The organism is Streptomyces sp. NPDC045956, from assembly GCF_056430705.1.
This window is the reverse complement of sequence record NZ_JBWKKZ010000001.1, coordinates 131,923-147,607: the sequence shown is the minus strand read 5'-3', so window position 1 is coordinate 147,607 and position 15,685 is coordinate 131,923. Positions and strand designations below refer to the sequence as shown.

At 70.7% G+C, this 15,685-nt stretch carries 17 protein-coding genes, 1 tRNA gene and 1 riboswitch; of the genes, 7 read left to right on the top strand and 11 right to left on the bottom strand.

Translation table 11 applies throughout. The annotated features are described in order from the left end of the window. Positions 1-12: 12 nt before the first annotated feature. The 3 genes from AC07FV_RS00620 to AC07FV_RS00610 are packed head-to-tail and all read right to left on the bottom strand — an operon-like array spanning position 13 to position 2,652. Positions 13-1,017 carry an ABC transporter ATP-binding protein gene (locus AC07FV_RS00620; RefSeq protein WP_479083643.1) on the bottom strand — a complete coding sequence of 335 codons (1,005 nt, stop codon included), beginning with the start codon at positions 1,015-1,017 and terminating at the stop codon, positions 13-15. After that, positions 1,014-1,853 carry an ABC transporter permease gene (locus AC07FV_RS00615; protein ID WP_479083642.1) on the bottom strand — a complete coding sequence of 280 codons (840 nt, stop codon included), beginning with the start codon at positions 1,851-1,853 and terminating at the stop codon, positions 1,014-1,016. Before AC07FV_RS00615 ends, AC07FV_RS00620 begins: the two co-directional genes overlap by 4 nt. Further along, positions 1,846-2,652, bottom strand: coding sequence for an ABC transporter permease (locus AC07FV_RS00610; RefSeq protein ID WP_479083641.1), 807 nt, complete (start codon positions 2,650-2,652; stop codon positions 1,846-1,848). The genes AC07FV_RS00615 and AC07FV_RS00610 overlap by 8 nt, the downstream gene beginning before the upstream one ends. Positions 2,653-2,874: 222 nt before the next feature. Between AC07FV_RS00610 and AC07FV_RS00605 the strand changes: the two genes are divergently transcribed. Further along, positions 2,875-5,292, top strand: a complete 2,418-nt coding sequence (locus AC07FV_RS00605; protein ID WP_479083639.1) for a transglycosylase domain-containing protein — start codon at positions 2,875-2,877, stop codon at positions 5,290-5,292. 27 nt (positions 5,293-5,319) lie between these two features. On the opposite strand, the gene AC07FV_RS00600 is transcribed toward AC07FV_RS00605, so the two are convergent. The 3 genes from AC07FV_RS00600 to AC07FV_RS00590 form a co-directional block, all read right to left on the bottom strand. Next, entirely contained in the window at positions 5,320-5,640 is a 321-nt protein-coding gene (locus AC07FV_RS00600) for a DMT family transporter (RefSeq protein WP_053131664.1), read from the bottom strand. 30 nt (positions 5,641-5,670) lie between these two features. Further along, positions 5,671-5,738: riboswitch (guanidine-III (ykkC-III) riboswitch) on the bottom strand. Positions 5,739-5,798: 60 nt separating this feature from the next. Then, positions 5,799-6,101 (bottom strand): GroES family chaperonin, encoded by a 303-nt coding sequence (locus AC07FV_RS00595; RefSeq protein ID WP_383641017.1) that lies wholly within the window; start codon positions 6,099-6,101, stop codon positions 5,799-5,801. Positions 6,102-6,178: 77 nt separating this feature from the next. Then, positions 6,179-6,511, bottom strand: coding sequence for a DUF3618 domain-containing protein (locus tag AC07FV_RS00590; RefSeq protein ID WP_356603857.1), 333 nt, complete (start codon positions 6,509-6,511; stop codon positions 6,179-6,181). A gap of 92 nt (positions 6,512-6,603) precedes the next feature. Between AC07FV_RS00590 and bcp the strand changes: the two genes are divergently transcribed. The 3 genes from bcp (at position 6,604) to AC07FV_RS00575 (ending at position 8,349) form a co-directional block, all read left to right on the top strand. After that, positions 6,604-7,071 (top strand): thioredoxin-dependent thiol peroxidase, encoded by a 468-nt coding sequence (gene bcp / locus AC07FV_RS00585; protein WP_458417978.1) that lies wholly within the window; start codon positions 6,604-6,606, stop codon positions 7,069-7,071. A 137-nt stretch (positions 7,072-7,208) separates the two neighbouring features. After that, positions 7,209-8,231 carry an HNH endonuclease signature motif containing protein gene (locus AC07FV_RS00580; RefSeq protein WP_479083637.1) on the top strand — a complete coding sequence of 341 codons (1,023 nt, stop codon included), beginning with the start codon at positions 7,209-7,211 and terminating at the stop codon, positions 8,229-8,231. 33 nt (positions 8,232-8,264) lie between these two features. After that, positions 8,265-8,349, top strand: a tRNA-Leu gene (locus AC07FV_RS00575). Positions 8,350-8,392: 43 nt separating this feature from the next. Here the strand turns inward: AC07FV_RS00575 and rdgB are convergent. From rdgB to AC07FV_RS00555, 4 genes are all read right to left on the bottom strand, one after another. After that, on the bottom strand, positions 8,393-8,995 hold the full coding sequence (gene rdgB / locus AC07FV_RS00570) for an RdgB/HAM1 family non-canonical purine NTP pyrophosphatase (RefSeq protein ID WP_479083636.1): 603 nt from the start codon (positions 8,993-8,995) through the stop codon (positions 8,393-8,395). A gap of 47 nt (positions 8,996-9,042) precedes the next feature. After that, positions 9,043-9,450, bottom strand: coding sequence for a hypothetical protein (locus AC07FV_RS00565; RefSeq protein WP_479083635.1), 408 nt, complete (start codon positions 9,448-9,450; stop codon positions 9,043-9,045). 194 nt (positions 9,451-9,644) lie between these two features. Next, complete coding sequence (rph, locus tag AC07FV_RS00560) at positions 9,645-10,385, bottom strand: ribonuclease PH (RefSeq protein ID WP_383640206.1); 741 nt, start codon at positions 10,383-10,385, stop codon at positions 9,645-9,647. 83 nt (positions 10,386-10,468) lie between these two features. Further along, on the bottom strand, positions 10,469-10,702 hold the full coding sequence (locus AC07FV_RS00555) for a PTS sugar transporter subunit IIB (protein WP_053131695.1): 234 nt from the start codon (positions 10,700-10,702) through the stop codon (positions 10,469-10,471). Positions 10,703-10,860: 158 nt separating this feature from the next. Here AC07FV_RS00555 and AC07FV_RS00550 point away from each other — a divergent pair, with 158 nt between their 5' ends. Both AC07FV_RS00550 and AC07FV_RS00545 read left to right on the top strand, forming a co-directional pair. Beyond that, the gene (locus AC07FV_RS00550; RefSeq protein ID WP_479083633.1) at positions 10,861-12,156 is read left to right on the top strand and encodes a PTS transporter subunit EIIC; all 1,296 of its coding nucleotides are present in this window, start codon (positions 10,861-10,863) and stop codon (positions 12,154-12,156) included. Between the two features lie 262 nt (positions 12,157-12,418). Next, complete coding sequence (locus AC07FV_RS00545) at positions 12,419-13,684, top strand: PTS transporter subunit EIIC (RefSeq protein WP_383640199.1); 1,266 nt, start codon at positions 12,419-12,421, stop codon at positions 13,682-13,684. A gap of 67 nt (positions 13,685-13,751) precedes the next feature. On the opposite strand, the gene AC07FV_RS00540 is transcribed toward AC07FV_RS00545, so the two are convergent. Beyond that, on the bottom strand, positions 13,752-14,504 hold the full coding sequence (locus AC07FV_RS00540; RefSeq protein ID WP_356603872.1) for an MBL fold metallo-hydrolase: 753 nt from the start codon (positions 14,502-14,504) through the stop codon (positions 13,752-13,754). 203 nt (positions 14,505-14,707) lie between these two features. Between AC07FV_RS00540 and AC07FV_RS00535 the strand changes: the two genes are divergently transcribed. Next, positions 14,708-15,172 carry a type II toxin-antitoxin system PemK/MazF family toxin gene (locus AC07FV_RS00535; protein WP_479083632.1) on the top strand — a complete coding sequence of 155 codons (465 nt, stop codon included), beginning with the start codon at positions 14,708-14,710 and terminating at the stop codon, positions 15,170-15,172. Positions 15,173-15,685: the final 513 nt, after the last annotated feature.

The following is a 15,685-nucleotide window of genomic DNA, read 5'->3' as shown; positions in this document are numbered from 1 at the left end:
CCGCGCCGGAAACTACGCGCTCGAGCGTTCCGCGTACATCTTGGCGATCACCGACTCGATGTCCGGCTCCCGCACCGACAGGTCCACCAGGGGGTACTCCGCCGCGATCCGCGCCACCAGCCCCGCCGCCGACGCCGACGCCGGGAACGCCAGCCACTGCCGCGGCCCCTCCACCCGCACCACCCGCGCGGGCGCCGCCACCTCGACCGGCGGCAACTCCCGCTCCAGGTCCACCACCAGGGTGCGCTCGCTCTCCCCCGCCTCGTGCAGCCCCGCGAGCGGACCGTCGTACATCAGCCGCCCGTGGTCGATCACCATCACCCGGGAGCACAGCTGCTCGATGTCCTGCAGATCGTGCGTCGTCAGCAGCACCGTGGTGCCGCGCTCCGCGTTCAGGTCCCGCAGGAAACCCCGCACCTTCGCCTTCGACACCACGTCCAGGCCGATCGTCGGCTCGTCCAGGTACAGCACCTCCGGATCGTGCAGCAGCGCCGCCGCGATGTCGCCGCGCATCCGCTGCCCCAGCGACAGCTGCCGCACCGGCACGTCCAGCAGCTCCTCCAGCTGGAGGAGCTCCACGCACCGGTCCAGGTTCTCGCGGTAGCGGGCGTCCGGGATGCGGTACATGCGGTGCACCAGCCGGTAGGAGTCGATCAGCGGCAGGTCCCACCACAGCGTCGTCCGCTGCCCGAACACCACCCCGATACGGCGCGCCAACCGCGTCCGCTCCCGGGACGGATCGATGCCGGCCACCCGCAGCCGGCCGCCGCTCGGCGTCAGGATGCCCGTCAGCATCTTGATCGTCGTCGACTTCCCGGCACCGTTCGGACCGATGAAGCCGACCATCTCGCCGCGCGCCACGGAGAACGACAGCCCGTCCACGGCCCGCACCCGCCGCCGCTCCCGCTTCAGGAAACCGGTCCTCCTGCGCACGTCGAAGACCTTCTCCACCCCGACCAGCTCGATGTAACCCGCCCCGGACCCCACGCCGTCCACCGCCTGTGCCAACGCCCTCAACTCCCCGTACTCCGATACGAACGAAGCCCCGCCCGCCAGGCCAGCCCCGCCAGCGCGCAGCACGCCACGGCCACCGGCGGCGACCCGAACGCCACCCACCGGGGCAGGTCCAGCGGATACGGCCGCCCCAGCACGTAACACGCCGGCAGCCAGTTCACGAAGGCCAACGGCACCACGAACGTCACCCCCCGCACCAGGTCCAGCGCGAACACCGTCGGCGGATACTGCACCATCGTCGTCCCGCCGTAGGTGAAGGCGTTCGACACCTCCGAGGCGTCCTGCGCCACGAACTGGAACGCCGCCGCCGCCACGAACACCGCGCAGAAGATGCCCGCCCCGCTCAGCAGCATCACCGGCACCAGCAGCAGCTTCGCCACCGACCAGTCGACGTCCACGACCACCAGCGCGTACCCCAGCACCAGCAGCCCCTGCACCACCCGGCCCACCCGCCGCAACCCGAAGCGGTCCGCCGCCACCTGCGCCAGCACCGGCACCGGACGCACCAGCAACGTGTCCAGGGTGCCGTCCCGCACCCGGCGGCCCAGCCGCTCCATCGACCCGATCGCCAGGTCGGCCAGCCCGAAGGACACACCGGACAGCCCGTACAGCAGCGCCACCTCCGGCAGCGACCACCCGCCCAACGCGTCGACCTGGGAGAACATCAGCAGGATCGCCACGAAGTCCAGCGCCGTCACCGCGAGGTTCCCGAACGCCGTCAGCGCGAACGACGTCCGGTACGCCATCGTCGACCGCACCCACATCATCACGATCAGGCCGTACACCCGCAGCCCCTCCGCGACCCGGCCCCGGCCGTCCGCGTGCGCCGCCTCAGCCACCCTGGACCACCACCCGCCGCGTCGCCGCCGACTGCACCAGCCGCCCCACCGCCAGCAGCACCACCGCCCACCCCGCCTGGAAGACGAACGTCCCCACCGCCCCGGCCTCCCCCAGCAGCACGTCCGCCGGCGCCTGGAGCAGCGACGACCACGGCAGCATGCGCACGACCTCGCCCAGCTCCCCCGGGAACACGTTCAGCGGCAACAGCATCCCCGAGCAGAACAGCCCCACGATCCACCCCATCTGCTTCACGCCCGTCCCGTCCAGCAGCCAGAACGCCGAGAGCGCCACCAGATAGCGCAACGCGAAACCCACCACCATCGCCAGCACCACCGTCACCAGGAACGCCGCCCACACGGACACCTCACGCGGCAGCTCCACCGGGAAGAACAGCGAACCGAACACCAACGGCACCACCCCCCGCGCCACCAACTGGAACAGCGCCCGCCCCACGTCCGCCGCCAGCCACCACAGCTGAAGATCCACCGGCCGGTACAGATCCACCGCGACATCACCCGTACGGATGCGCTCCATCAGCTCGTCCTCGAAACCGCCGCCCCCGATCGCCAGCGCCGCCAGCAGGGCCTGCCCCAGCCACACGAACGTCACCGCCTGCGCCTGGTCGTAGCCACCGAGCTGCGGTTTCTCGTCCCACAGGGCCAGATACGTGTACACCAGCACCAGCCCGAAGACCGTGTTGGTGAACACCCCGGCGGCGGTGGCCACCCGATACGTCGCGTACCGTCGGAATCCCCCCGCCGCGACGGCCACGTACAACCGCCCCGAGCCCACGCCCACCGCACTCCCCCCGACCGGCACCGAAGCGCAGGAGCCTAGTGCTCCGCCGACCGCCCCTGCCACGGATTTTCACGGGTGTGCCGTCGAGTGGGAACGGAACACCCGGTGCGAGAGTCTTCTTCAGAGGGCGTCCGAGGCATCAGGGGCGCCACAGGCGCAGAAGCGTTGACAAGGCCGTGCGGGAGAAGACCGTACGACGCGAAACAGGAGTCCGTGCACGAGATGAGCGACGAGCCGCAGCCGCAGCAGCCGAACCAGGGCTGGGCCCCCAGAGAGCCACAGGCGGCCGGCTCCCCGGGAACCGACGGCCCGGGGAAGCAGAAGAAGCCGAAGCGCCCCCGGCGCACCGGCTGGCGCCGGCTGATCCCGACCTGGCGCATCGCGCTCGGCACCTGCGTCGTCGGCCTCCTCCTGCTCGTCGGCGGCTTCTTCCTCGGCTACTCCCTGGTACACATCCCGGCCGCCAACGCGCTCGCCCTCAAGCAGTCCAACGTCTACCTGTACGCCGACGGCAGCGTCCTCGCCCGCGACGGCGAGGTCAACCGCGAGAACGTCGGGCTCGCCCGCATCTCCAAGGACGCCCAGCACGCCGTCCTGGCCGCCGAGGACCGCGACTTCTACACCGAGTCCGCCATCGACCCCGGAGCGATGGTGCGGGCCGGCTGGAACACCGCCACCGGCAAGGGCAAGCAGTCCGGCTCCACCATCACCCAGCAGTACGTCAAGAACTACTACCTGGCCCAGGAGCAGACCGTCACCCGCAAGGTGAAGGAGTTCTTCATCTCGATCAAGCTCGACCGGGAGAAGAGCAAGAGCGACATCCTCGAGGGCTACCTCAACACCAGCTTCTTCGGCCGCGGCGCCTACGGCATCCAGGCCGCCGCCCAGGCCTACTACGGCATCGACGCCAAGGACCTCACCGCGGCCCAGGGCGCCTACCTCGCCTCCCTGCTCAACGCGCCCAGCCAGTACGACGTCGTCGCCCACCCCGAGAACCGGCCCGCCGCCGAGGCCCGCTGGAACTACGTCCTGGACGGCATGGTCACCAAGGGCTGGCTCAGCCCCGCCGAACGCGCCGCCGCGAAGTTCCCCGCCCCCAAGAAGTCCACCATCTCCACCGGCATGTCCGGCCAGCGCGGCTACGTCGTCAACATCGTCCGCGACCAGCTGATCCAGAACGGCATCGTCGACGAGGAGGAACTCGGCCGCGGCGGCTACCGCATCACCACCACCCTCCAGAAGGACAAGCAGGACGCCTTCGTCAAGGCCGTCGACGACAAGCTGATGTCCAAGCTGGACAAGGACCGCAAGGTCGACAGCTACGTCCGGGCCGGCGGCGCCTCCGTCGACCCGCGGACCGGCAAGGTCGTCGCGATGTACAACGGCATCGACTACGTCAAGCAGTACACACCCAACGCCGTCCGCCGCGACTTCCAGGTCGGCTCCACCTTCAAGCCCTTCGTCTTCACCTCGGCCGTCGAGAACCACTCCGAGACGCAGGACGGCCGCATGATCAACCCCAACACGCGCTACGACGGCACCAGCGAACGCCCCGTCCAGGGCTGGAGCGGCGGCCGCTACGCCCCGGAGAACGAGGACCACCACGACTACGGCGACGTGACCGTCCGCGAGGCCACCGACAAGTCCGTCAACGCCGTCTACGCGCAGATGGCCGTCGACGTCGGCTCCGACAAGGTCCAGCAGACCGCGATCGACCTCGGCCTCTCCAAGAACACCCCCGAACTGACCCCCTCCCCCTCCATCGCCCTCGGCGTCGCCACCGCAAGCCCCCTCGACATGGCGGAGGCCTACGCGACCCTCGCCAACCACGGCAGGCACGGCACCTACACGCTGGTCGAGAAGGTCATGAAGGACGGCAAGCAGGAGGTCGAACTGCCCGAGCGGCGCGAGCGCCAGGCCGTCAGCCGCGAAGCCGCCGACACCACCACCTCCGTCCTGCGCAGCGTCGTCCAGAACGGCACCGCCACCGCCGCCCAGGCCGCGGGACGCCCCGCGGCCGGCAAGACCGGCACCGCCGAGGAGGACACCGCCGCCTGGTTCGCCGGCTACACCCCCGAGCTGGCCACCGTCATCTCGGTGATGGGCCAGGACCCGAAGACCGCCGCCCACAAGTCCCTGTACGGCGCCATGGGCCTCGCCCGTGTCAACGGCGGCGGCGCACCCGCGGAGATCTGGGGCCAGTACACCCGCGACGCCCTGAAGGGCGAGCCGGTCACCGACTTCGACCTCCAGCTCATGACCGGCGCCGACGTCACCGAGGCCCCCTCCGGCGAGGCCTCCGACGAACCGGGCTCCGGCGACGAGAGCGGCAGCGGCGACCCGGACGAGGGCTCGACCGGCGACGAGGACACCGGCGAGGAGACCCCGGGCACGACCGGCGGCAGCAGCACCCCGCCGGGCGACACCGGGAACACCGGCACCGGCGACCCGTCGACCGGCGGCCCCACCACGGGCGGCGCCAGCACCGAACCCGGCCCCACGGGCGGCGGCGACGGCGGCGGCGACGACTCCTCGAACGGCGGCACCACCGAGGGCGGCGGGGACACCAGCGGCGCGGGCGGCGGGGACCCGGACACCGGGACGGTCGCCGGCATCCCCATCACCCCCCGGCGCCAGTGAGCGCCGATCAGTCGGCGTCGCGGCGCGTCAGTGACCCGAGGTCGCCTTCAGGCCCACGACGGCGACCAGCAGCAGACAGATGAAGAAGATCCGGGCGGCGGTGACCGGCTCACCCAGCACCACCATGCCGAGCACCGCCGCACCGGCCGCGCCGATGCCCACCCACACGCCGTAGGCCGTACCGATGGGCAGCGTCCGGGCCGCGTACGACAGCAGGACCATGCTGGCGACGATCCCGGCACCGGTGAGCAGACTGGGGACGAGACGGGTGAAACCGTCCGTGTACTTCATCCCGATCGACCAGCCGACCTCGAGCAGACCGGCGACAAGCAGCAGAACCCAGGCCATGACAGGCACCTCCGTGAACGAACTGAACGGGGTGCGTCGTCTTTTCCTTCAGCCCGGTACGGCGCGTCTCGTCGGGGTCCCTCCAACCTAGCAAAAACGGGCCGGAGGGGCCGGTGACCTCGATCACCGGCCCCTCCGGCCCGTTCAACACCTCCGGTTCAGAGGTACAACCCGGTCGAATCCTCCGACCCCTCGAACCGGTCCGCGGCCACCGCGTGCAGGTCGCGCTCCCGCATCAGCACATAGCCGACGCCCCGCACCTCGACCTCCGCGCGGTCCTCCGGGTCGTACAGCACCCGGTCGCCCGGCTCCACGGTCCGTACGTTCTGCCCCACCGCGACGACCGCGGCCCAGGCCAGCCGCCGGCCGACCGCCGCCGTGGCGGGGATCAGGATGCCGCCCCCCGAACGCCGCTCGCCCTCGCCGGCGTCCTGCCGCACGAGTACGCGGTCGTGCAGCATCCGGATGGGCAGCTTGTCGTCCGGGGAACCGTGCTCGTTCTTCCTGTCGCTCACGCCCTGAACCTACCTGCCCCGGCTCAGCGCCCGCGCCGCCGGGTACCGCCCAGGGCCAGCAGCCCCACGACGCCGACGACCACCAGCGCGACGGGCAGGACGCGCTCCATCCGCGGTGCGCCCTTCTCGTCCACGAACTGCGACTTCACATCGCTGACCACACGATTGACCCCGACATAGGCCCGCCCGAGGGTGTGGTCGACGCTGGAGGCGACCTTGGCCTTCGCATCGCCCACGATCGTCTTCGGGTGCACCCGCATGCCGAGCTCGTCGAGGGTCTCGGCCAGCACCTCGCGGCGACGCCTGATGTCCGCCTCGATCTGCGCCGGGGTCCTGCTGTCCGACGTGTCCGCCACCGTACGCCTCCGCTGTCTTGTGACACTGTCCCGGACAGTCTGTCAGCTACTCGGTCGTCCGCACTGTCAGGACCCCCCGTTACGCTGGATCGATGAGCGAGCGACTCCAGCCCGGGGACCCGGCCCCCGCCTTCACCCTCCCGGACGCCGACGGCAACGAGGTGTCCCTGTCGGACCACGAGGGCCGCAAGGTCATCGTCTACTTCTACCCTGCTGCCCTTACCCCCGGCTGCACCAAGCAGGCCTGCGACTTCACGGACAACCTGGAGCTGCTGGCCGGCGCCGGGTACGACGTGATCGGCATCTCCCCCGACAAGCCGGAGAAGCTGGCCAGGTTCCGCGACACGGAGTCCCTGAAGGTCACCCTCCTCGCCGACCCGGACAAGAAGGTCCTGGACGCGTACGGCGCCTTCGGCGAGAAGAAGAACTACGGCAAGACGTACATGGGCGTCATCCGCTCCACGATCGTCGTCGACGAACAGGGCAAGGTGGAACGCGCCCTGTACAACGTCCGCGCCACGGGCCACGTAGCCAAGATCATCAAGGACCTGGGCGTCTGACCCCGCTCCGCCGAAGGGCCCGCACCGGAAGCGTCCGGTACGGGCCCTTCCGCTTTCCGTGCGTGACGGTCCGATAAACGGTTCGTTACTCCGCACGAGACCGCGAACGGGTGGTCGGGACGCGGAGGGGACGGGCCATGGGGAACAGCGCGTACACGCGGGAGCGGCTCGCGGAAGCCGTCGCCGAGGCCGGCAACTGGGCCGACCTGGCGCGGCGACTGGGGCTTCGCGTGAGCGGTGGGCAGCGCCGGGTACTCCAGGAGAAGGTCACGGCGTACGACCTCAGCACCAGCCACTTCGTCAAGCGCAGCCCGTGGCGCAAGTATCCGGACGCCGCCATCGCGGAGGCCGCCGCATCCTCGTCCTCGCTCCGCGAAGTCGCCCTCGAGCTGGGTGCCACTCCGGCCACCGGAACGCTCTCCCACCTTCGCCGCCGGATCAGCGCAGCGGGAATCGACGTGAGCCATTTTCCCGGGCTCAAGGCACCGGAACCGGACCTGCCCTGCACACCGGAGGAGCTGAGCGCCGCCGCAGCGACGGCCACGAGTATCCGCGGTGTGGCCCGGGCACTGGGGGTACCCGACGACAGCCGTTCCCACGCGGCGTTGAGGCGCATGCTGTGCGCCGAGGGCATCGACACGGCGCACTTCTCCCACCGGCGAGTGCGTGTTCCCGAGCAGGATTTGCGCTACGCGGTCGGATGTTCGTCCAGTTACGCGGACGTCATGCGGCATCTCGGTCTGGAGGTCAACGCCACCAACCACAGGCGTGTCCGAAGAGCATCCGCCCGGCTAGGTCTCGATACGAGTCACTTCACCCGCAGGTCGTGGGCCCGACCGGAACGCCCCGCGCCCGAACCCGTCGCCCACCGGGTGCTCGTCATCCTGCCGTCCGGCGCCGGACGGACCAACAGAACGCAGCTCCACCGGGCACTGACCGAACTCGGTGTGCCGTACGCATGCAAGACGTGCGGCAACACCGGGGAGTGGCTGGGGCGGCCCATCACCTTGCAGATCGACCACGTCAACGGCGACTGGCGTGACAACCGTGCCGAGAATCTGCGCTATCTCTGCCCCAACTGTCACGCCCTCACTGAGACCTGGTGTCGGCAGAAGAGCAAGGTGCCTCTCGCCCGGGGGACCGTGCCGCCCGTAGACTGACCACCGTCGGTCGAGCGCGATGACCGTTTTTGAGCGGCCGTGATGGAATTTGGCAGTCATGCTGGGTTTAGGTCCCAGTGGGTTCACACCCGTGTGGGTTCGAGTCCCACCGGCCGCACACACAGGAGGGGCCTCCCCCATGGGCGGCCCCTCCCCCGTTCTCAGCCCAGCAGCTCGCGTACCGCCGGCACCAGCGCCCTGAACGCCTTGCCTCGGTGGCTGATGGCGTTCTTCTCGTCGGCGGTCAGTTCCGCGCAGGTGCGGGTCTCGCCGTCGGGCTGGAGGATCGGGTCGTAGCCGAAGCCGCCCGTGCCGGCCGGGGTGTGGCGGAGGGTGCCGCGGAGCCGGCCCTCGACGACGCGTTCCGTGCCGTCGGGCAGGGCCAGGGCGGCCGCGCAGGCGAAGTGGGCGCCGCGATGCTCGTCGGCGATGTCGCCGATCTGGGCGAGGAGGAGGTCGAGGTTGGCCCGGTCGTCGCCGTGGCGGCCGGCCCAGCGGGCGGAGAAGATGCCGGGCGCGCCGTTCATGACGTCGACGCAGAGGCCGGAGTCGTCGGCGACGGCGGGGTGGCCGGTGGCGCGGGCGAGGGCGTGGGCCTTGAGGAGGGCGTTCTCGGCGAAGGTGACGCCGGTCTCCTTGACGTCGGGGATCTCCGGGTAGGCGTCCGCGCCGACGAGGTCGTGGGGCAGGCCCGCGTCGGCGAGGATGGCGTGGAGTTCGGTGATCTTTCCGGCGTTGCGGGTGGCGAGGATCAGGCGGGTCATGGGTTCAGTATCCCGGGCGTCCGCCGGTCCGCCCGCACCCGCTCCCGCTACGGCGTGCAGACCTTGGTCAGTTCGCCCGCCGCGTCGGTGACGGGGCTGAGGTCGGGGGTCTCGTCGCCGTTCTCGACCGAGGTGCGGACGTTGTCGACGGCCTTGCCGAGGTCGTCGACGGCCTTGGCGACGTCGGTGTTGTCGGTCTTGTCGCCGATCTTGTCGAGGTTCCGGTCTATGGAGGTGAGGGATTCCTCGAGCTGCGTCGGGTCGTTGGACGCGCTCTCGACGGCCTGCTGGAGGGCGGTGACGCTGTCGGCGATGGCGTCGGCGGTCTGGACGCAGTCGAGGGCCTTGTCGACGGCGTCGCAGCCGGTGGTGAGTCCGGCCGTCAGGGCGAAGGTCGCCACGGCTGCGGCGGCGACGGTGGTGCGGCGAAGGCGGCGGTGGCGGCTCGCGGCCATGGGTCTCGGTCCTCCCCTTGGGACAGGGCCGGGCGGCCCGTGTGCGTGCGGTGCGGCGCCGGGCGTACGGCGGGTGCGGCCGTACGCCCGTGGAACTCCTGTGTCGCTGTGTCGCTGTACTGCTAGTGACGCGGTGGTGGGCGGTGGAGTTGCTCGTCCGGGCCGCCGTTCTTGATGCGCCCTTGGGGTGTTCTTTACTTTTCGAGGGTCGCGTCGAGCGCCTTGCGCTGGAGGTCGGCCAGTTCGGCGCAGCCGCCGGCGGCGAGGTCGAGGAGGGCGTCGAGTTCGGCGCGGTCGAAGGGCTCGGCCTCGGCGGTGCCCTGGACCTCGACGAAGCGGCCGTCGCCGGTGCAGACGACGTTCATGTCGGTGTCGGCGCGGACGTCCTCCTCGTAGCGGAGGTCGAGGAGCGGGGTGCCGTCGACGATGCCGACGGAGACGGCGGAGACGGTGCCGGTGAGGGGCTTGCGGCTGGGCCTGATGAGCTTCTTGGTGGTCTGGGCCCAGGTGATGGCGTCGGCGAGGGCGACGTAGGCGCCGGTGATGGCGGCGGTGCGGGTGCCGCCGTCGGCCTGGAGGACGTCGCAGTCGAGGACGATGGTGTTCTCGCCGAGCGCCTTGTAGTCGATGACGGCGCGCAGGGAGCGGCCGATGAGGCGGCTGATCTCGTGGGTGCGGCCGCCGATGCGGCCCTTGACGGACTCGCGGTCGCCGCGGGTGTTGGTGGCTCGGGGGAGCATGGCGTACTCGGCGGTGACCCAGCCTTCGCCGCTGCCCTTGCGCCAGCGGGGGACGCCTTCGGTGACGGAGGCGTTGCAGAGGACCTTGGTGTCGCCGAAGGAGACGAGGACGGAGCCTTCGGCGTGCTTGCTCCAGCCGCGTTCGATGGTGACGGGGCGGAGCTGCTGGGGGGTGCGGCCGTCGATGCGTGACATGCGGGTGAGCCTAGCGGGACACGGGGAGGGGCCCTTCCGGTGGTGCTCGGCGGGAAGGGCCCCTGGGTGCGCCGGCGGGGCGCTTACATCATGTCTTCGATCTCGGCCGCGAGCGGGTCGGCGTCGGTGCCGATGACGACCTGGATGGCGGTGCCCATCTTGACGACGCCGTGGGCGCCGGCGGCCTTGAGGGCGGCTTCGTCGACCAGCGCGGGGTCGTTGACCTCGGTGCGGAGGCGGGTGATGCAGCCTTCGATCTCGTCGATGTTGTCGATGCCGCCGAGGCCGGCGACGATCTTCTCAGCCTTGCTGGCCATGTTCCTTCTCCCTGGTCCGGACCGCTTTGTCGCAGTAACCCACAGTTGGCCCATCTTCGCGAGCCATCGGGGGTGGTGTACCGAATGATGGCGTCACGGCGGCGGAACCGACCGTCAACTGGTCTACACCAGTGTACCGGCGACCGGATGGAGACCGGATGAGTGCCGACAGCGCGGTCAGTCCCGCTCGCGCCCGCTGGAACACGTTGTTCCAGGGTTTGCAGAAGATGGGGCGCAGTCTTCAGTTGCCCATCGCGGTTCTGCCCGCCGCGGGCATCCTCAACCGGCTGGGGCAGCCGGACGTCTTCGGGGACGACGGGCTGGGCTGGACGAACGTCTCGAAGGTGATGACCGGTGCGGGCGGGGCGCTGCTGGACGGTTCACTGGGGCTGCCGCTGCTGTTCTGCGTGGGTGTGGCCATCGGGATGGCGAAGAAGGCGGACGGGTCGACGGCGCTGGCGGCGGTGGCGGGTTTCCTCGTCTACTGGAACGTGCTGCGGCAGTTCCCGGAGGACTGCCCGGAGGGGGCGGAGGCGGTCCCCCAGATCGGCTGCCGGCTCACCGACGGGTCGGAGACGGTCACGGCGTTCACGTACCAGAATCCGGGCGTCTTCGGCGGCATCGTGATCGGGTTGCTGGCGGCGTACTTCTGGCAGCGCTTCCACCGTACGAGGCTGGTCGACTGGCTGGGCTTCTTCAACGGGCGCCGGCTGGTGCCGATCATCATGGCGTTCGCGGCGATCGTGTTCGCGGCGCTGTGCCTGTGGGTGTGGCCGCCGATCGGCAGTGCGCTGGAGAGCTTCAGCGACTGGCTGAACGGTCTGGGCGCGTGGGGTTCGGGCATCTTCGGCCTGGCGAACCGGGCGTTGCTGGTGATCGGCCTGCACCAGTTCCTGAACGTGCCGATGTGGTTCCAGTTCGGTTCGTACACGAAGCCGGACGGCACGGTGGTGCACGGTGACATCAACATGTTCCTGGCGGGCGATCCGACGGCGGGGCAGTTCACGACGGGTTTCTTCCCGATCATGATGTTCGCGCTGCCGGCGGCGGCGCTGGCGATCACGCACTGCGCGAAGCCGCACCGCCGCAAGGAGGTCGGCGGTCTGATGCTGTCGGTGGCGCTGACGTCGTTCGTGACGGGGATCACGGAGCCGCTGGAGTACTCGTTCCTGTTCATCGCGCCGCTGCTGTACGCGGTGCACGCGGTGCTGACGGGTGTGTCGATGGCGGTGACGTGGGCGCTGGGGGTGAAGGACGGGTTCAGTTTCTCGGCGGGGCTGATCGACTACGTCATCAACTGGAACCTGGCGACGAAGCCGTGGCTGATCATCCCGATCGGTCTGTGCTTCGCGGTGGTGTACTACGCGGTCTTCCGGTTCGCGATCACGAAGTTCGATCTGAAGACGCCGGGGCGGGAGCCGGAGGACGAGGTGGAGGACGTGGCGAAGGGCTAGCGTCGCGTAGGCTTTCGAGCGTGGTCTTCCAAGGCCCCCGGACCTGGTCCGGGGGCCTTCGGCATGCCTTCGCGGGGGGTGGGGGCGGGGGCCGGATCCGGCCACTGCGTGTAGTGCCGCGGTCGCGGAACAGCGGGTTCCTTACACGGCCTTCATCGTGCTACAACAGGTCTACACCACTGAGTGGTTTAGACCTGCGACGACGCCGTCCTCTTCCTTCCCGTGCGACCGGGCGGCGCGCCCTGTCCCCCTGGAGGATGTTGTGACCACGCCCAGCGCCGCGCCCGCGGCAGAGAAGAAGAAGGGCGCCGGTGTGATGGCTGTGATGCAGCGCATCGGCCGCAGCCTGATGCTGCCGGTCGCGGTGCTGCCCGCCGCCGCCCTGCTGGTGCGCCTCGGCAACACCGACATGCTGGGCCGCCCGGAGTTCCCCACGTTCCTGACGAAGATCGCCGGGTTCATGGCGGCGGGCGGCAACGCCATCCTCGACAACATGGCACTGCTGTTCGCGGTGGGCATCGCCATCGGCTTCGCCAAGAAGTCGGACGGCTCCACGGCGCTCGCGGCCGTCGTCGGCTACCTGGTCTTCAAGAACGTGCTGGCCACGTTCACCGACAGCAACCTCCCGCAGGTGGCGCAGGTCGTCGACGGCAAGGTCGTCATGACCGACGCGCCGGTGGACGCCAAGGTCCTCGGCGGTGTGGTCATGGGCATCGTGGTGGCGCTGCTCTACCAGCGCTTCTACCGGACCAAGCTGCCGGACTGGGCGGGCTTCTTCGGCGGCCGCCGGCTGGTCCCGATCCTGTCGGCCTTCGCGGGCCTGGTGCTCGGCATCGTCTTCGGTTACATCTGGCCGGTGCTCGGCACCGCCCTGCACAACTTCGGTGAGTGGCTGGTCGGCTCCGGTGCCGTCGGCGCGGGCATCTTCGGTGTCGCCAACCGGGCGCTGATCCCGATCGGCATGCACCACCTGCTGAACTCCTTCCCCTGGTTCCAGGCGGGCTCGTACGAGGGCAAGAGCGGCGACATCGCCCGCTTCCTGGCCGGTGACCCGACCGCGGGCCAGTTCATGACGGGCTTCTTCCCGATCATGATGTTCGCCCTGCCGGCCGCCTGCCTGGCGATCGTGCACTGTGCGCGCCCCGAGCGCCGCAAGGTCGTGGGCGGCATGATGTTCTCGCTCGCGCTGACGTCCTTCGTCACCGGTGTGACCGAGCCGATCGAGTTCACCTTCATGTTCATCGCGCCGGTGCTGTACGCGATCCACGCGGTGCTCACGGGTGTCTCGATGGCGCTGACCTGGGCGCTGGGCATGAAGGACGGCTTCGGCTTCTCGGCCGGCGCGGTCGACTTCTTCCTGAACCTGGGCATCGCGAGCAACCCGTGGGGCCTGGCCCTGGTCGGCCTGTGCTTCGCGGCGGTCTACTACGTGGTCTTCCGGTTCGCGATCACGAAGTTCAACCTGCCGACGCCCGGCCGCGAGTCGGACGAGGAGATAGCCGAGTTGCAGAAGGCGGAGGGCAAGTAGCCCCGCACGCGTCCCGCACGGAGGCGGGCCCGGTCCAGGTGACCGGCCCCGCCTCCGTCGTCGTGCGTCAGACCTCGTACACCGCGCCCGCGGCGGCGACCTCGACCCGTCCGTCGTAGACCTCGCGCGCGTCGGCGAGGTTGACCCGGGGGTCGGTCCACGGCGGGATGTGGGTGAGGACCAGGCTGCGGGCACCGGCGCGGGCGGCGGTCTCGCCCGCCTCGCGGCCGTTGAGGTGCAGGTCCGGGATGTTCTCCTTGCCGTGCGTGAACGCGGCCTCGCACAGGAACAGGTCGGTGTCGCGGGCGAGTTCGTCCAGCACGGGGGTGACACCCGTGTCGCCGGAGTAGGTCAGCGACCTGCCGTCGTGCTCGACGCGGATGGCGTAGGCCTCCACGGGGTGCGCGACGCGCTCGGTGTGCACGGTGAAGGGGCCGACCTCGAAGGTGGACGGCTTGACCGTGTGGAAGTCGAAGACCTCGCTCATGGACGAGGCGGTGGGGGTGTCGGCGTAGGCGGTGGTGAGCCGGTGCTCGGTGCCCTCGGGTCCGTAGACCGGGAGGGGGTCGCAGCGGCCGCCTTCGTGCCGGTAGTAGCGCGCCACGAAGTAGGCGCACATGTCGATGCAGTGGTCGGCGTGCAGGTGGCTGAGGAAGATCGCGTCGAGGTCGTAGAGACCGCAGTGGCGCTGCAACTCGCCGAGGGCACCGTTGCCCATGTCGAGGAGCAGCCGGAAGCCGTCGGCCTCGACGAGGTAGCTCGAGCAGGCCGATTCCGCGGACGGGAACGACCCCGAGCAGCCGACGACGGTGAGCTTCATGAAGCAGAAACCTCCGCTGGCGCGTGTGGAGAGACGGGGGTCGTGCGGTTTGTCGAGCGTAAGGCGCAAAACCTGTGGTCGCTCCTCCGCCAGGGGCCGTTGTGGGCGAACTCACCTGCGGTGTCACCGGTTCGGCTGGACGTGGGGCGCATGGGGCCATCGAGGGGGCGCGCGGTCGTGGTGCGCGCCGGTACGGTCGTCGTATGGACACGTCCTGGTGGCTCGCCCTCGCGGCGGTGGTACTGCTCGCACTCGTCGCCACGGTCGTCGACGGCTGGGGCCGCGGGCGGCGGCCCCCTCGGCCGGGCGGCAGCCGGCGTCCGCCGGGACGTCCGACGGGACCCCGGGCACGGGCGGCCCGGCCCCGGCCCGCGGAGATCTGGTGGGCGAACGTGCCGTACGAGGACACCGGCGGCGCGAAGGACCGGCCGTGTCTGGTGATCTCGGTGCACGGACGGCGCGCGCTCGTCGCGAAGATCACCACGCGGCACCGGGAAGGGCGGGCCGGGGTGATCACCCTGCCGCCGGGCTCGGTCGGGGACGCGCGGGGGCGGACGAGCTTCCTGGAGACCGACGAGCTGCGCCGGGTGCCGATGAAGGACTTCCGGCGCCGGGTGGGCGAGGTGGACCCGGCCCTGTGGGACCAGGTCCGTCACCTGGCCCGGTGAGGGCCGGCGCGCGCCGCCTGGCCCGGTGAGCGACCGGGGGCCGCCTCGTCGGGGAGGGACCGGGCGCGCCGCCTCGTCCGGTGAGTGCCTGCCGCGGCACCTCGACGGGGCGGGGACCACCGCTTCACCCCACCCCGGGCGGGGTCCCGCCACAGCATCTCGCCCGGCGGAGACCGGGACCGCCACCTCGCCCCGTCCGGACCGGGTCCGCCTCCTGACCGTGCGGCTTCTGCCGTGGCGCTTCGGCCCCGTGCGGACCGGGCCCGCCGTCTGCACCCCGCGGGCCCCGCGCCACGTCGCCGGCGAAGGATCAGGACCGCCACCTCGCTCCGGGCCGGCCGTGCCGCTGCACCGCGTCCCGTGCGGACCGGGCCCGCCACCTCGCCCCCGCGGGCCCCGCGCCACGTCGCCGGCGAGGGATCAGGACCGCCACCTCGCTCCGGGCCGGCCGTGCCGCTGCACCGCGTCCCGTGCGGACCGGGCCCGCCACCTCGCCCCCGCGGGCCCCGCGCC

Coding starts and splice junctions, on each gene's coding strand:
- AC07FV_RS00580 (WP_479083637.1), top strand. CDS start 7,209: ATGGGGAACAGCGCGTACACGCGGGAGCGGCTCGCGGAAGCCGTCGCC.
- AC07FV_RS00540 (WP_356603872.1), bottom strand. CDS start 14,504: ATGAAGCTCACCGTCGTCGGCTGCTCGGGGTCGTTCCCGTCCGCGGAA.
- AC07FV_RS00600 (WP_053131664.1), bottom strand. CDS start 5,640: ATGGCCTGGGTTCTGCTGCTTGTCGCCGGTCTGCTCGAGGTCGGCTGG.
- rdgB (WP_479083636.1), bottom strand. CDS start 8,995: ATGACCCGCCTGATCCTCGCCACCCGCAACGCCGGAAAGATCACCGAA.
- bcp (WP_458417978.1), top strand. CDS start 6,604: ATGAGCGAGCGACTCCAGCCCGGGGACCCGGCCCCCGCCTTCACCCTC.
- rph (WP_383640206.1), bottom strand. CDS start 10,385: ATGTCACGCATCGACGGCCGCACCCCCCAGCAGCTCCGCCCCGTCACC.
- AC07FV_RS00595 (WP_383641017.1), bottom strand. CDS start 6,101: ATGCTGCACGACCGCGTACTCGTGCGGCAGGACGCCGGCGAGGGCGAG.
- AC07FV_RS00535 (WP_479083632.1), top strand. CDS start 14,708: ATGGACACGTCCTGGTGGCTCGCCCTCGCGGCGGTGGTACTGCTCGCA.
- AC07FV_RS00605 (WP_479083639.1), top strand. CDS start 2,875: ATGAGCGACGAGCCGCAGCCGCAGCAGCCGAACCAGGGCTGGGCCCCC.
- AC07FV_RS00555 (WP_053131695.1), bottom strand. CDS start 10,702: ATGGCCAGCAAGGCTGAGAAGATCGTCGCCGGCCTCGGCGGCATCGAC.
- AC07FV_RS00565 (WP_479083635.1), bottom strand. CDS start 9,450: ATGGCCGCGAGCCGCCACCGCCGCCTTCGCCGCACCACCGTCGCCGCC.
- AC07FV_RS00550 (WP_479083633.1), top strand. CDS start 10,861: ATGAGTGCCGACAGCGCGGTCAGTCCCGCTCGCGCCCGCTGGAACACG.